16 protein-coding genes and 1 pseudogene are annotated in these 14,351 nt (G+C 65.3%); 10 read left to right on the top strand and 7 right to left on the bottom strand.

Going from position 1 to position 14,351, the window contains the following annotated elements:
- Positions 1-124 precede the first annotated feature (124 nt).
- Positions 125-571: a VOC family protein gene (locus tag JQ586_RS04625; protein WP_212393305.1), complete on the bottom strand. Its 447-nt coding sequence runs from the start codon at positions 569-571 to the stop codon at positions 125-127.
- Between the two features lie 122 nt (positions 572-693).
- Complete coding sequence (locus JQ586_RS04620; protein ID WP_212393304.1) at positions 694-1,860, bottom strand: PA0069 family radical SAM protein; 1,167 nt, start codon at positions 1,858-1,860, stop codon at positions 694-696.
- Positions 1,861-2,016: 156 nt separating this feature from the next.
- On the opposite strand from JQ586_RS04620, the gene JQ586_RS04615 reads away from it, so the two are divergent.
- The 3 genes and pseudogenes from JQ586_RS04615 to JQ586_RS41455 form a co-directional block, all read left to right on the top strand.
- Positions 2,017-2,586 carry a glycosyl transferase gene (locus tag JQ586_RS04615; protein ID WP_212393303.1) on the top strand — a complete coding sequence of 190 codons (570 nt, stop codon included), beginning with the start codon at positions 2,017-2,019 and terminating at the stop codon, positions 2,584-2,586.
- Between the two features lie 75 nt (positions 2,587-2,661).
- The gene (locus JQ586_RS04610) at positions 2,662-3,585 is read left to right on the top strand and encodes a helix-turn-helix domain-containing GNAT family N-acetyltransferase (protein ID WP_212393302.1); all 924 of its coding nucleotides are present in this window, start codon (positions 2,662-2,664) and stop codon (positions 3,583-3,585) included.
- Between the two features lie 70 nt (positions 3,586-3,655).
- Positions 3,656-3,736, top strand: a pseudogene (locus JQ586_RS41455) (hypothetical protein); the annotation flags it as partial.
- A gap of 10 nt (positions 3,737-3,746) precedes the next feature.
- Here the strand turns inward: JQ586_RS41455 and moaB are convergent.
- Positions 3,747-4,310 carry a molybdenum cofactor biosynthesis protein B gene (gene moaB / locus JQ586_RS04605; protein WP_212393301.1) on the bottom strand — a complete coding sequence of 188 codons (564 nt, stop codon included), beginning with the start codon at positions 4,308-4,310 and terminating at the stop codon, positions 3,747-3,749.
- 98 nt (positions 4,311-4,408) lie between these two features.
- Positions 4,409-5,344 (bottom strand): neutral zinc metallopeptidase, encoded by a 936-nt coding sequence (locus tag JQ586_RS04600; RefSeq protein WP_212393300.1) that lies wholly within the window; start codon positions 5,342-5,344, stop codon positions 4,409-4,411.
- Between the two features lie 400 nt (positions 5,345-5,744).
- On the opposite strand from JQ586_RS04600, the gene JQ586_RS04595 reads away from it, so the two are divergent.
- The 3 genes from JQ586_RS04595 to JQ586_RS04585 all read left to right on the top strand — a co-directional run bounded on the left by JQ586_RS04595 (position 5,745) and on the right by JQ586_RS04585 (position 8,186).
- On the top strand, positions 5,745-6,878 hold the full coding sequence (locus JQ586_RS04595) for a site-specific DNA-methyltransferase (RefSeq protein WP_212393299.1): 1,134 nt from the start codon (positions 5,745-5,747) through the stop codon (positions 6,876-6,878).
- Positions 6,879-7,065: 187 nt separating this feature from the next.
- Positions 7,066-7,365, top strand: a complete 300-nt coding sequence (locus JQ586_RS04590; RefSeq protein WP_249147268.1) for a hypothetical protein — start codon at positions 7,066-7,068, stop codon at positions 7,363-7,365.
- A gap of 134 nt (positions 7,366-7,499) precedes the next feature.
- The gene (locus JQ586_RS04585; RefSeq protein ID WP_212393297.1) at positions 7,500-8,186 is read left to right on the top strand and encodes a glutathione S-transferase family protein; all 687 of its coding nucleotides are present in this window, start codon (positions 7,500-7,502) and stop codon (positions 8,184-8,186) included.
- Positions 8,187-8,259: 73 nt separating this feature from the next.
- Here JQ586_RS04585 and JQ586_RS04580 read toward each other — a convergent pair whose 3' ends face one another.
- A complete protein-coding gene (locus tag JQ586_RS04580) occupies positions 8,260-8,880 on the bottom strand; it encodes a glutathione S-transferase family protein (RefSeq protein WP_212393296.1) in 621 nt (206 codons plus the stop codon).
- A gap of 184 nt (positions 8,881-9,064) precedes the next feature.
- Here JQ586_RS04580 and JQ586_RS04575 point away from each other — a divergent pair, with 184 nt between their 5' ends.
- Positions 9,065-10,339, top strand: a complete 1,275-nt coding sequence (locus tag JQ586_RS04575; protein WP_212393295.1) for a flavin-dependent oxidoreductase — start codon at positions 9,065-9,067, stop codon at positions 10,337-10,339.
- Here JQ586_RS04575 and JQ586_RS04570 read toward each other — a convergent pair.
- A complete protein-coding gene (locus JQ586_RS04570; RefSeq protein WP_212393294.1) occupies positions 10,336-10,755 on the bottom strand; it encodes a PaaI family thioesterase in 420 nt (139 codons plus the stop codon). The two genes, JQ586_RS04575 and JQ586_RS04570, sit on opposite strands and share 4 nt — an antisense overlap.
- A gap of 173 nt (positions 10,756-10,928) precedes the next feature.
- A complete protein-coding gene (gene mutY / locus JQ586_RS04565) occupies positions 10,929-12,041 on the bottom strand; it encodes an A/G-specific adenine glycosylase (RefSeq protein WP_212393293.1) in 1,113 nt (370 codons plus the stop codon).
- A gap of 179 nt (positions 12,042-12,220) precedes the next feature.
- Here mutY and JQ586_RS04560 point away from each other — a divergent pair, with 179 nt between their 5' ends.
- The 3 genes from JQ586_RS04560 to JQ586_RS04550 all read left to right on the top strand — a co-directional run bounded on the left by JQ586_RS04560 (position 12,221) and on the right by JQ586_RS04550 (position 14,216).
- Entirely contained in the window at positions 12,221-12,700 is a 480-nt protein-coding gene (locus JQ586_RS04560; protein ID WP_212393292.1) for a DUF721 domain-containing protein, read from the top strand.
- Between the two features lie 124 nt (positions 12,701-12,824).
- Positions 12,825-13,481, top strand: a complete 657-nt coding sequence (locus JQ586_RS04555; protein ID WP_212393291.1) for a DsbA family protein — start codon at positions 12,825-12,827, stop codon at positions 13,479-13,481.
- Positions 13,482-13,559: 78 nt separating this feature from the next.
- Positions 13,560-14,216 carry a DsbA family protein gene (locus JQ586_RS04550; protein ID WP_212393290.1) on the top strand — a complete coding sequence of 219 codons (657 nt, stop codon included), beginning with the start codon at positions 13,560-13,562 and terminating at the stop codon, positions 14,214-14,216.
- The last annotated feature ends 135 nt before the right edge of the window (positions 14,217-14,351 follow it).

The raw sequence follows: 14,351 nt of genomic DNA, 5'->3' as shown, positions 1-14,351 counted from the left end.
GCCCGGCCCGCCGCGCAACCGGGAACCTGCCGTCCGTCCCCGCAATTCAAACTGCCGATCGCTCGGCCTCACCTCTCCACGTAAGAACGGGGCGAGGGAGCGCGGGAACGTCGCGGTCGGCCGGTTAGTCGGGCAGCGACACCCGCCCGTCGTCGCCGACGGTAAAGCCCGGCGCACGCACCACTTCCCAGGCGTGGCCGTCGGGATCGGCGAAATATCCGCAATAGCCGCCATAGCTGGTCGGCTGTGCAGGGTTCAGCAGTCTTGCGCCTTTCGAGAGTGCGAACGCCATCACGGTATCGACCTCGGCATCGTCGCGGCAGTTCCAGGCGATCGAGACGCCGTGAAACGTCGTCGGCCGCGGCTGATCGGGCATGGCGGCATCCGCGGCAAGCAGATGCCACGGAAACAGCCCGAGCACGGTGGCGCCGGTTTCGAAGAAGGCGACCTCCTCGCCGGTCGCGCGCATCTTCCTGGTGAAGCCGAGCGCCTCATAGAACGCGATGCTGGCGCGCATGTCGGTGACGCCGAGGGTCAGGACGGTGAAGCGCGGGGCTGGGATGGTACTCATGCTGGCACTCTCTATTTGCATTGTTCGTAGCCTGGATGGAGCGAAGCGAAATCCGGGAACGTCGTTCCGCGGGGGAGCAGTCCCGGATTTCGCCGCGCTGCATCCGGGCTACGGAACCCTCCCTAGAACAAGCTCAGCTGCTGCCCGTTGCGTTTCGGCTTCGCGAAATGGTCCGTCGTCAGCTTGGTGCGGCGCTTGTTCAGCCCGAGCTTCTCGCAGGCGATCTCGAAGCGGCGGCCGATCATCCAGGCCATCGGACCGGTGCCCTTCATCCGCGAACCCCATTGCGAGTCGTAGTCGCGGCCGCCACGCATGTCGCGGATCAGCGTGAAGACGTGACGGTAGCGGTCGGGATAGTTCGCCATCAGCCATTCGCGGAACAGGTCGCGGACCTCCAGCGGCAGGCGCAGCAGCACGTAGCTCGCCTCCTTGGCGCCGGCATGGGCCGCGGCATCGAGGATCCGTTCGATCTCGGAATCGTTCAGCGCCGGGATCACGGGAGCGACCATGACCGTAGCAGGGATGCCGGCCTCCGCGAGCCGCTTGATCGCCTCCAGCCGCTTCGGCGGCGTCGACGCGCGCGGCTCCATTGTACGCGCGAGCTTCGGATCCAGCGTCGTCACCGAGAGCGCGACCTTGACCAGATTGCGCTTCGCCATCCGCGCCAAAATGTCGATGTCGCGGGTCACCAGCGCCGATTTGGTCACGATGCCGACCGGGTGGCCTGCGCGCTCGAGCACTTCGAGAATGCCGCGCATGATCTTCCGCTCGCGCTCGATCGGCTGATAGGGATCGGTGTTGGTGCCGATCGCGATCATCCGCGGCTCGTAGTCCGGTGCTGCCAGCTCCTTTTCGAGCAGTTCCGGCGCGTCGGGCTTGGCGAGCAGCTTCGATTCGAAGTCGAGCCCCGGCGACAGGCCGAGATAGGCGTGGGTCGGCCGCGCGAAGCAGTAGACGCAGCCGTGCTCGCAGCCACGATAGGGATTGATCGAGCGGTCGAAGCCGATGTCGGGCGAGTCGTTGCGGGTGATCACCTTGCGCGAGGTGTCGATCGCGACCGTGGTCTTGAATGGCGGCAGATCGTCGAGGCTCTGCCAGCCGTCGTCGAAGGCGACCCTCGCCTCGGCCTCGTAGCGGCCAGAGGCGTTGGATTGCGCGCCGCGGCCGCGCCGCCGCTCGCTTTCGATCGCGACCGCAAGCTCCGGAAACGGGGAAGGCGCACCCGCCGGGTTATCGGAGGGCGCCGTTACCGGCGGGTGCTTGAGGGCATGAGAGGATGCTCGGCTCATGCTGTGAAGCTATCACAGCAATAGAACAAATCAAGAACACGCGGCGTAAAAATCCACAAACCGTTGCCGCAAAAAACTGCAGCCCGAAAGGCTGCTTTGAATATGACAAGGTGATAACACAGCGCGGTTTTTCAACTTTCGAGCCGACGAAGACTCATGCTGAGCGTGATCATTCCGACTGACGGGGTCGAACGCACCGCGGTCGCGACGCTCGCGGCGCTGGTGCCGGGCGCAGCCGCCGGAATCATTCGCGAGGTGCTGCTGGTCGATCGCACCGATACCGACGTGATGGAGCGCGTCGCAGATGTCGCGGGCTGCCGCTTCATGCGCTTTTTGGGCAGCCGCGCGGCGGCGCTCGCTGCGGGCGCCAAGCAGGCGCGCTCACCCTGGCTGATGTTCCTGCATCCGGGTGCGGTGCTGGACGCCGGCTGGATCGAGGAAACAACCCAGTTCATCCAGATGGTTGCGACGAGCGGCAAGGACCGCGCCGGGGTCTTCCGCTACGCCCGCCCGCCCTACGCCGATCCCGGCCTGCGCGACGGCATCAAATTCGTCACCCGAATGATCGCCGGGCCCTCGGCCGAGCAGGGCCTGCTGATCGCACGCGACCATTATGAGCGTCTCGGCGGCTACCGGCCCGACGCGCCGCGTTCCGAGGCCCGGCTGTTGCGCCGGCTCGGTCGCTCTTCCCGCACCATGCTGCGCAGCCGGATCATGGTGGCGTAGCCGGATCATGGTCGCAATCGATACTTGCCAAAGTCAAATAATTATTTGACAATGGCAAATATCGGAGACGCCCCCATGACAGAGTCCGAAGGCCAGGTCGCCGCGGTGCGCGGCTTCAACCGTTTCTACACCCGCAAGCTCGGCGTGCTGGACCAGCATCTGCTGCAGAGTCCGTTTTCGCTGAGCGAGGCGCGCGTGCTGTACGAGCTTGCCCATCGCGAGGATGCGGCGGCCCGCGACATCGGGATCGAGCTCGGCCTCGACGCCGGCTATCTCAGCCGGATCGTCCAGAAATTCGATGACGACGGGCTGATCGTCCGCACGCCATTGCCGACCGACCGGCGGCAGGTCCGGCTCAACCTCACCACCAAGGGACGACAGGCCTTTGCGAAGCTGGATCGCGCATCCCACGACGAAGTTGCGACGATGCTGAATGGCCTCGACGGCGACAGGCGCGCCGCCGTCGTGCAGGCCATGGGCACGATCGAGCGGTCGCTGCAGCCACAGGCTGCGAGGCCGGCCGGCTTCCTGCTGCGCAGCCACCGCATCGGCGACATCGGCTGGGTGATCTCGCGCCAGGGACGCGCCTATGCGGAGGAATATGGCTGGGACATCAGCTACGAGGCCTTGGTCGCCGAGATCTGCGCGCAGTTCGTCAAGTCGTTCGATCCCGCCCGCGAGCATTGCTGGATCGCGGAGGTCGACGGCGAACCGGTCGGCTCGATCTTCCTGGTCAACGGGGGCGCCGGCGTTGCAAAACTGCGCCTGCTGCTGGTGGAGGAGAAGGCGCGCGGGCTCGGCGTCGGACGGGCGCTGGTCGAGCAATGCGTCCGCACCGCGCGTGAGAACGGCTACAAGAGGATGACGCTGTGGACCCAGAGCATCCTGGTCGCCGCGCGCGGCATCTACGCCCGCCAGGGCTTTCGCCGCGTCAAGGAAGAGAGGCACCACAGCTTTGGCGTGGACCTCGTCGGTGAGACCTGGGAGATGGATCTTTGAAGCCGCAGCGCTGCGATAAAGCGCGGCGCGTGACGGCTGAGCTCATCACACTCTATCACGGCGCGCTCACGCGCTGCGCGCGGAGGCCCATCGTGACGCCGTTCGGGGGATGTGGCGCGTCGTGGTGAGATTCGTCAGCGGCAGGCGATGAAGCCCGGAGGCTACGCACTCGCCCCCTTTGCCTTCGGACGGCGCAGATGCTCGTCGAGCCGCGGCATGATCTCGACGAAATTACAGGGGCGCGTGCGGTAGTCGAGCTGCGCGGCCAGAATGCCGTCCCAGCCGTCGCGGCAGGCACCGGGCGAGCCCGGCAGGCAGAAGATGAAGGTCGCGCCCGCAACGCCTGCGGTGGCGCGGCTCTGGATCGTCGAGGCGCCGATCTTGGCGTGGCTCAGCATGTGGAAGGCAATGGAAAAGCCGTCCATCCGCTTCTCGAACAGCGGCTCGATCGCCTCCGGCGTCACGTCGCGACCGGTGAAGCCGGTGCCACCGGTGGTGATGACGGCATCGATCCCTGTATCCGCAATCCAGCGCCTGACCACGGCACGAATCGCCTCGACATCGTCGTTGACGATCTCGCGGGCCGCGAGCTTGTGCCCGGCCGCCGTCAGGCGATCGGCGAGCGTGGTGCCCGACTTGTCATCGGCCAGCGCGCGGGTGTCGGAAATCGTCAGCACCGCGATATTCAGCGGGATGAAGGTCTTGGATTCGTCAATTGCAGACATTGCGTGTCCTCGCCGTCATTCCGGACAGGCCGCGCAGCGGACTGATCCGGAACCTCGAGATTCCGGTTTCGCCCTTCGGGCGCCCCGGAATGACGCCACTACCCACCGGCAAACGTGTTGCAGGACTGCACCGTGCCGTTCTTATAGCCGGTCATGAACCATTGCTTGCGCTGCGCGGCCGAGCCATGGGTGAAGGAGTCCGGCACCACCCTGCCCGTCGCCTGGCGCTGAAGCGTGTCGTCGCCGATCGCGTTCGCGGTGGTCAGTGCGGCGTCGATGTCGCCGGCCTCGAGGAAACCGGGCCGCTTCTTCTCTTCGCGGTTGACCCAGACGCCGGAGAGGCAGTCGGCCTGCAACTCGACCTTGACCTGCAAGGCATTGGCTTCCGCCTTGCTTCCGGCCTGCTGCTGCAGCCGCGTCACGCGCGGGATGATGCCGAGCAGGTTCTGGATGTGATGGCCGGCCTCATGCGCGATGATGTAGGCCGCGGTGAACTTGCAGGCATTGCCGGAGCAGCCGCGGAAACGCGTCTCGACCTCGCGGAAGAAGCTGGTGTCGAGGAAGATGGTCTTGTCGGGCGGGCAATAGAACGGGCCCATCGCCGACTGCGCCATGCCGCAGCGTCCGCCATTGGTGGCGTTGCGGAACAGCACGACCTTCGGACCGGTGTAGCTCTGGCCGGAGGCCTGGAAGATCTCGCTCCAGCGGTCGTCGATCTCGCCGAGGATGCCCGATATCATGCTGCCCATCTCGTCGGTCGGCGCGCCGCGCTTGACCTGGCCGCCACCCGACTGTCGGTCGGTCTGGTAGCTCGGCGCCTGCCCGCCGCCGGTGAGAATCTCCGCGCCGCCGATCAGGATGCGCGGATCGATGCCGAAGGCATAGCCGAGCAGGCCGAGCACGATGATGGTGCCGATGCCGAGCCCGCCGCCTCCCATCGGAAGGCCCAAACCACCGCCGCCGCCTCCGCCCATCCCGCCTTCGTCGCGACGGTCCTCGATGTCGTCGCTGCGGCGAAAATCATCGTAGCGCATGGCGGTTTCCCTTCATTCCAGTCAGCGGCCCAACGCGGGACAGCAGACGTAAAATTTCCGTTCTGTTAATCAATAGCTCGCCCGGCAAAAATTGCCTAGTGCGCGGATGCGCATTCGTCGGATGCGACATCGGCCGCGGCAACGCTGTTCCGTGCAGCCGAATCGCGACGGATTCGTGATGTTCGAAACTTTTCGCGCAACGCATTGATGCTGCAGCACGACACGACGGCGAAGCGCTACGCGGTGAGGCCGACGCGACACGCCGCTCGAAAGACGCTGCAATCTTTTACGCGAACATTTCCAATTAAGTCGATTTTTACTAAGGCCGGTCAATGTGTGGCCAGTCGGTTGTTTAGTCCCGCGTCGCCGACAGCGTCGCCTGAGTCAGAGTTCTTGAGTCATGGTTGTGTCGCGTCGCGGGGCGTCTGCAAGGGCGCCCCGCACTAAATTCGAGAGTACCCCGTCGTCTCGCATCGTCATCGGCGATTGCGTCGCGGAGATGTCGAAGCTGGAGGCCGGCTCGGTCGATCTGGTCTTCGCTGATCCTCCCTACAATCTGCAGCTCAAGGGCGACCTCAAGCGTCCCGACGAATCGCATGTCGATGCCGTCAACGACGACTGGGACAAGTTCTCGTCCTTTGCCGCCTATGACGATTTCACCCGCGCCTGGCTGCTCGCCTGCCGCCGCGTGATGAAGCCGTCGGCGACGCTGTGGGTGATCGGCTCCTATCACAACATCTTCCGCGTCGGCGCTGTCATGCAGGACCTCGGGTTCTGGCTGCTGAACGACATCGTGTGGCGCAAGTCGAACCCGATGCCGAACTTCCGCGGCCGCCGTTTCACCAACGCGCACGAGACCATGATCTGGGCCGCGCGCGACGAGAAGGCCAAGGGCTATACCTTCAACTACGAAGCACTGAAGGCCGCCAACGAGGACGTGCAGGCACGCTCCGACTGGCTGATCCCGCTGTGCACCGGCGAGGAGCGCCTCAAGGACGGCGACGGAAAGAAGGTTCATCCGACGCAGAAGCCCGAGCAGCTTCTGGCGCGCGTGCTGCTGTCGTCGTCGAAACCCGGCGACCTCGTGATCGATCCGTTCAACGGCACCGGCACCACGGGTGCGGTCGCCAAGCGCCTCGGCCGCAAATACATCGGCTTCGAGCGCGACCGGACCTATGCCGCCGCCGCCGAAGCGCGGATCGCCGCGATCGAGCCGCTGCCGGACGCAACCCTGGCTCCGTTCATGACGGCGCGCGAGGCACCCCGGGTCGCCTTCTCCGAATTGATCGAGCGCGGCATGATCATGCCCGGCGCCAGGCTGGTCGACGCCAGGAAGCGCCATGGCGCGCTGGTCCGCGCCGACGGCGCCATCATGCTCGGTGACAAGGTCGGTTCGATCCACCGCATCGGCGCGGTCGCGCAGGGCTCAGGCGCCTGCAACGGCTGGACCTTCTGGCACGTCGAGACCAAGAACGGGCTCAAGCTGATCGACGAGCTGCGTGCCGAGATCCGCGCTGGAATGGCGGCGGGCTGAGCGACGGTTGCAGGGTGGGTCGAGCGAAGCGAAACCCATCCTACGAATCGGCGGCTCTGACCGCTCCGCAATGACGCCGTGTTGAACGCATCCGCCTTGATGCGCCGCTGACGCGGACCTACATTGCAGTGGTCAATTGCCCGTTTCGATTGGTCGTCCGATGCGAAGGCAATCCGAGACCCTGCTGTTGCTGCCGCTGCTGCCGATCTTCCTGCTCGGCATGTTCCCGATGCTGCTGATCGGCCTGCTCGGATTTTTCGGGCTTATCATCTTCGGCATCCTGCTCGTCTGCGTCGGACTGACGCTCGGCCTCGAGGCACACAGCGAATTCAACGAAGAGATCATCGTTCATGGCTACGCGCGCGCGTCCGAACGCGCGACGCAGGTCTCCCACCTGCATGCAGCAACGCGATCGGCAGCCGTGCTGGAAGTGGTGGGGCTTGCGCTCGCCATCGCGGGTACGGCGGGTTTCGTCTGCTTCGGCTGACCAGCGCGCCGCGCGCATCTGCTCCACAAACTCACTGCTTGCGCCCGACGGCGAAATTTGCGCATGGAAAGCCGCCCGCGGCCCCGCCACGCCGCGCCCGTTGTCGACGTGACAAAACCAAGGGAGTCCCTTTCATGATCAAATTCTATTTCAACGGCGCGCCGAACCCGAACAAGGTCGCGCTGTTCCTGGAAGAGTCCGGCCTGCCCTTCGAGGCGATCCCGGTCGACACCCGCAAGGGCGAGCAGTTCGCGCCCGACTTCCTCAAGGTCAACCCCAACGGCAAGGTGCCGGCGATCGACGATGACGGCGTGTTCGTATTCGATTCCAACGCCATCCTGCTCTACCTCGCCGAGGAGCACGGCAAGTTCCTGCCCGCCAACACCCCGGCCAACCGCGCCGCGACGCTATCCTGGCTGATGTTCATCGCGACCGGTGTCGGCCCCTATTCCGGCCAGGCCGTGCACTTCAAGCATTTCGCGCCGAAGGACCTCGATTACGCCCACAACCGCTATCAGTTCGAGGCGCATCGCCACTACAAGATCCTCGACGATCATCTGGCCAAATCGCGCTACATGGTTGGCGACAGCTACACCATCGTCGACATGGCGTTCTGGGGCTGGGCGCGCATGGCGCCGTTCGTGCTGGGCGAGGAAGGCTACGCCAGGTATCCGAACGTGAAGCGCCTGGTCGACGAGATCTCGGCGCGGCCGGCGGCAGCGCGCGCCATCGCGCTGAAGGACAGGCACAGCTTCAAGACCGAGATGGACGACGAGGCCCGCAACATCATGTTCGGCCATCTCAAGACCAAGGTGGCGTAACAGGCGCCGTCATTGCGGGGGATAACCAACGGTGTCGACCCGGCGAGGGCCGGGACGACACCGAGATTTCGGCTTACGCCTTCTGCTCGGCCAGCACCTTCTGCACCGCGGGACGCTGCTCCATCGCAGCGCGATGCGCCTTGACCTTCGGCAGGGTCGCAAGGTCGACGCCGTCGCCGTCGAGCCAGAGCGTCAGCGTGTAGAGATAGGCGTCGCACACGGTGTAGCTCTCGCCCATCACCCACGGGCCCTTCAGCATATCGCGCTCGATCAAAATGAAGCTGGCACCCATGGTCTTCGGGATCATCGCCTTCATGTCGGCGAACGAGGTCTCCTGGGTCGCCCAGCGCGCGCCGCGCATCTTGTGGGCGTGGTTCACGTGCACGGTCGAGCAGAGATAGGAGTTGAAGGCCTGCAGCCTGCCGAACTCGAAGGCGTCGTCGAGCGGCGCCAGCTTCGCCTGCGGCCAGCTCTGCGCGATATAGGCCAGCATCGCCGGGGTCTCGGTCAGTATGCCGCGGTCGGTCACCAGCGTCGGCACCCGGCCCTTCGGGTTGATCTTCAGATATTCCGGGCTGTTCTGCTGGTTGGTCTTGAAGTCGACCTTCTCGATCGTGTAGGGCGCGCCGGCTTCGGCGAGCGCGATATGGGAGGCGAGCGCGCAGGTGCCGGGGGCGAAATAGAGCTTGAGCATGATGATGTCCTCTGCGGGCCTTGCCGGTTCAGGGTCTCCGAACCCGGTCCGCGTTCTTGTTGCGGCGGGCGGACGTTAGCCGCGCTCCCCTCGGCCGTCCATCCCGCTCGACGTCGCAAGCCCTTCGCGGTTGCCCACAGCCGCGCTGTCGTGTCATGACCATGGCCGATCGAGAGGATTGACCATGACGGTACTCATCGCAGGTGGCGGAATTGGCGGGCTGACGCTGGCGCTCAGCCTGCACCAGATCGGTGTCCCCTGCCGCGTGTTCGAGAGCGTACCCGAACTGCGGCCGCTCGGTGTCGGCATCAACGTGCTGCCGCATGCGGTACGCGAACTGATCGAGCTCGGCCTGCACGATGCGCTCGACGCCGCGGCGGTGCGGACCAAGGAGCTCGCCTATTTCTCCAAGCACGGCAAGTCGATCTGGAGCGAGCCGCGCGGGCTCGAGGCCGGCTACAAATGGCCGCAATTCTCGATCCATCGCGGCCGCCTGCAGCAGATCCTGCTGGATGCCGCGACCGAACGGCTGGGGCGCCAGAACATCCTGACCAGCCATCACCTCACTGGCTGGACCGAGACCGCCGATGGCGTGCGTGCCGATTTCATCGACCGTGCGACCGGCAAGCCCGCAGGCCACCATGAGGGCGCGATCCTGATCGCGGCCGATGGCATCCATTCGGCGGTGCGCGAAAAGCTCTATCCGCAGGAGGGCCCGCCGATCTGGAACGGCCGCATCCTCTGGCGCGGCATCACGCGCGCAAATGCCTTCCTCACCGGCCGCACCATGATCATGGCCGGCCACGAAACGCTGAAATTCGTCTGCTACCCGATCTCGAAGCAGGCCGGCGCCGACGACGGCAGGTTCGACATCAACTGGGTCGCCGAGCGCCACATGCCGCCGACCTACCAGTGGCGGCGCGAGGACTACAACCGCACCGCAAAGCTCGACGAATTCCTGCCGTGGTTCGAGAGCTGGAATTTCGACTGGCTCGACGTCCCCAGCCTGATCAGGAACTGCCCGCACGCCTATGAATATCCACTGGTCGATCGCGATCCGATCCCGCAATGGACCTTCGGCCGGGTCACGCTGATGGGCGATGCCGCCCATCCGATGTACCCGGTCGGCTCCAACGGCGCCTCGCAGGCGATTCTGGATGCGCGGGTGCTGACCCGGGAGATCCTGGGCCTGGGGATGACGCATGCAGCCCTGGTCGCCTACGAGGCCGAGCGGCGCCCCGCAACATCGGATCTCGTGATGCTGAACCGCCGCAACGGACCCGAGCAGGTGATGCAGCTCGTCGAGGAGCGCGCGCCCGATGGCTTCGGCGTCGTCACCGAGGTGCTGTCGCAACAGGAGCTGGAAGACATCGCCGCCAACTACAAGCGCGTCGCCGGCTTCCAGGTCGACGGGCTGAATGCGAAGCCACCGATCGTGCAGCGCCCGGCGACCGCCTAGCGAAGGGCGCGCGCCGCCTCGACCAGCCGAATGCTGCTCGTCGCGGTCGCGAGCAGGGTGCCGTCCGCGGCCGTCAGCCGGCCCTCGACGAAGGCGATGGTCTTGCCGAGCTGGGTCACGCTCGCCTCGCCCGTGATCGGCCCGGGCTTTGCCGGCGCGAGGAAATTCACCGTCATCGTGATCGTCGTGGTGTAGAGCCGGCCCTCGGTCATCACGAACACCGCCGGACCCATCGTGTCGTCGAGCATCGACGAAAGCATCCCGCCCTGGACGAAACCGGCCGGATTGCAGAACTCCTGCTTGCCGTCGAACACGATCCTGATCCAGCCGTCCTGCGGGCGTGCATCGACGAGGCGCCAGCCGAGCAGCCTGGCGCAGGGCGGTGTCGGGATGTGATCGAGCGCGGTTGCGATCATGGCGGCCTCCATTTGCTCGGCGCGTGGTAGCCGAGCCCTGCTGCCAGCATGGTGTCAGCAGCGCTGCGGTGGCTAGAGCGCGATGAGATCAGCTTGAATCGTCATCGCGCTCCAGCTTCTTGTTTGAGCATGATCTTTCCGGAAAACCGCTTCACACTTTTCCGGATCATGCTCTAGAGATCGAGGCCATGCGCAATGACCTTGCGCATGAGGTTCGGGAACGCTTCACCGGCAAGGGTGGCAACTGCGACCCAGCGCATGCCGTCGGGCGCGCGCGTTCGCGCCGCGACATTGGCCGTGTAGACCACGAGTTCGAGCGGGAAATGCGTGAAGACGTGGCTGACGACACCGGCCTTGCGGTGCCAGCGCGCGACAGCCTTCAGTTCCGGCGCCTGGGCCAGCGCGGCCTTGTCCTGCTGCCCGGCACGCCATTCCGATCCCGGCACCTCGGTCATGCCGCCGAGCAGGCCCTTTTCCGGCCGTGAGCGCACCAGAAGCTCGTTGCCCCGCGTCACCACGAAGGCCGCGCCGCGGCGCAACATGCCGTTCTTCTTCGGCGCCTTGCGCGGGAAGGTCTCCTGATCGCCGCGCGCGCGGCCTGCGCAATCCTCATTCAGCGGACACAGCGAGCAGGCCGGCTTCTTCGGCGTGCAGATCGTCGCGCCAAGATCCATCAGCGCCTGGGCACTATCGCCGGCGCGAGACTTCTCGTCGCCGGCGCGGGAGGGGCCGAGCAATGTCGCGGCCATCTGCTGGATCCGCGGCTTGGATTGCGGCAGAGGCTCCTCGATCGCGTAGAGCCTGGTGACCACGCGCTCGATATTGCCATCCACCGGCATGGTGCGCCGGTCGAACGCGATCGCGGCGATCGCGGCCGCCGTGTAGGGCCCGATGCCGGGCAGCGCGCGCAGCCCGTCCTCGGTGTCGGGAAAGATCCCGCCGTGGTCGTTGAGCACCGCAACCGCACAGGCATGGAGGTTGCGCGCCCGCGAGTAGTAGCCGAGCCCGGCCCACATCCTCAAGACGTCGTCGAGCGAGGCGCGCCCGAGCGCCGACACGTCAGGCCAGCGCGAGGTGAATTTCTCGAAATAGGGACCGACCGCCTTGACCGTGGTCTGCTGCAGCATGATCTCCGACAGCCAGACGCGGTACGGATCGGCCGGTTCCCCCGCCGCGGCCCGCCACGGCAGCCGCCGGCGATGCCGGTCGTACCAGGCCAGCAGCAAAGCAGGACGGTCGGCCGGCGCTTCGCGGCGCCTCGTCTTGGCGGCAGTGGAAGATGTCATGAGCCAAGCTTAGCGGATCGTGCGCACATCTCTCCACGTCATGCCCGGGCTTGACCCGGGCATCCACGCCTTTCTTTGTCATAGGCGAGCGGAAGCGACGCCGCCCTTCGGACGCCCAGGCCCCGCCATGGCGACGGATAGGGTTTCAGCCACTTTAGCGACGCTGCTATAATCATCCCATGTCCAAGCCCGGCCCGATCAGCGCAAAGCCCCTCTCGATCCTGCTCAGTGACGTCTTTACCGACGCCTACGCCAGGCAGGGCTTTGCGGCTCGCGAATTGGTGACGCGCTGGGGTGAGATCGCGGGCGAGCGGATTGCCGCCTATTGCGAGCCGCTGAAGCTGCAATGGCCGCGGCCGGTGGAGGGGCAGCCGCAGGAGCCGGCGACCCTGGTGCTGCGGGTCGAGGGGCCGATGGCGCTGGAGATCCAGCACTCCTCCGACGTCATCCTGGAGCGGGTGAATCGCTTTTTCGGCTGGCATGCGGTCGGGCGCCTGACCATCCGCCAGGCCCCGCTATCGCGGCGCAATGGCCCGGCGCGGCCACGCGCCCCGGACGCCACGGCGGTGGCCAAGGAGGCGGCCAGCCTCGCCGCCGTTGAGGACGACGATTTGCGCGCTGCGCTGGCCCGGCTCGGCGCCTCGATCAAGCGAAATTGACGTTTTCCGCCCGTGTGGCCGCGAGAACCCGGCATTGCCACGATGGTTGTTTCGAGCTAGCGAAGGCTTCTTTTTCGGGAACCCCATTCTATCAGGCGTGAACGCGCCAATCCGGGAGCTGACCTTGATCATCACGCGCCGCGCCTTCACCACCGCTCTCTCGCTGACCGGGCTGGCCGCCCTCGCCGGTTTTTCGCCGCTGCGCCTGATCTCGGAAGCGTTCGCGCAGAGCGCCGCCGACGTCGCCAAGCCGCAGTCGCTGCCCGACATGGCGCTCGGCCCGCAGGACGCCAAGGTGACCATCACCGAATACGCCTCGATGACCTGCCCGCACTGCGCCAACTTCAACGAAACCGTGTTCCCGAAGATCAAGTCGGCCTACATCGATACGGGCAAGGTCCGCTACGTGTTCCGCGAATTCCCGCTCGACATCAAGGCGGCCGCCGGCTCGATGCTGGCGCGCTGCATCGCCAAGGACGACGCGCCGAAGTTCTATGCGGTGATCGACCTCCTGTTCCGCCAGCAGAACGACTGGGTGATGAAGAACACCACCGAGACGCTGACGCGGATCGGCAAGCAGGCCGGCCTCAGCCAGCAGCAGGTCGAGGACTGCCTGAAGGACCAGAAGCTGCTCGACAAGATCGCCGCCGACCAGAAATACGCCAACGATGTGTTGAAGGTGAACTCGACGCCGACCTTCTTCATCAACGGCGAGGTGCTGAAGGGCGAGACTTCGTTCGAGGAATTCAGCAAGCACATCGATCCGCTCCTGAAGAGCTGATCCCGTCTGTTGATCTGAGCATGATCTTTAGGAGATCCGGTTCCCGCTCTTCCGGATCATGCTCCAAAGGAGCCGCTCATGCCGATCACCCGCCGCGTCCTTGCCGCCGCATTGTCGCTCGCCGGGATCTGCGGCGCCTTCCCGTTGCGGCTGATCGGCATCGCGACGGCCGCGGAAGCGGCCGACGCGTCGAATGACCTGTCGAAGCCCACTTCTCTGCCCGAGATGGTGCTCGGCGCATCCGGCGCGCCGGTCAGGATCATCGAATACGCGGCCTCGACGTGCCCGCATTGCGCGCGTTTCAACCGCGATGTGTTCCCGAAGCTCAAGTCGGAGTTCATCGACACCGGCAAGGTGCGTTACGTGTTTCGCGAGTTCCCGCTCAACATCAAGGACGTCGCCTGCGCGATGGTGGCGCGGACCATCGCGAACAACGACTCCGGAAAATACTTTGCCGTCATCGACGTGATGTTCCGCCAGCAGGACGACCTGGTGAAAAAGACAACGGATACGCTGAAGCGGATCGCGCATCAGGCCGGCCTCGGCGACCAAGCCGTCGAAGACTGCCTGAGGGATCAGGCGACGCTGGACAAGATCCAGGCCGACCAGAAGTTCGCTATCGATACGCTGAAGATCGAGGGTACGCCGACCTTCTTCGTCAACGGCACGATGATAGTGGGCGAAATCGAGTTCGAGGAATTGAGCAAGCGCATCAATTCCCTGTTGAAAACTTGATTCGCGAAAAGCCGTATTCCTGCGGCCCATTGCGACCTCAGAACACACGCAAAACCCTTGGGAAAAGCCGCCTCAAGCGGTTGCTCTCCAGCGCCGGCCTCGCCATTGTCGCGCCGTATGAGAGCTGCCCGCAGC

This window comes from Bradyrhizobium jicamae (assembly GCF_018130215.1).
GTDB classification, from domain to species: domain Bacteria; phylum Pseudomonadota; class Alphaproteobacteria; order Rhizobiales; family Xanthobacteraceae; genus Bradyrhizobium; species Bradyrhizobium jicamae_A.
Note: the sequence above shows the minus strand (reverse complement) of the source record. Positions and strands in the feature narration are given on the sequence as shown.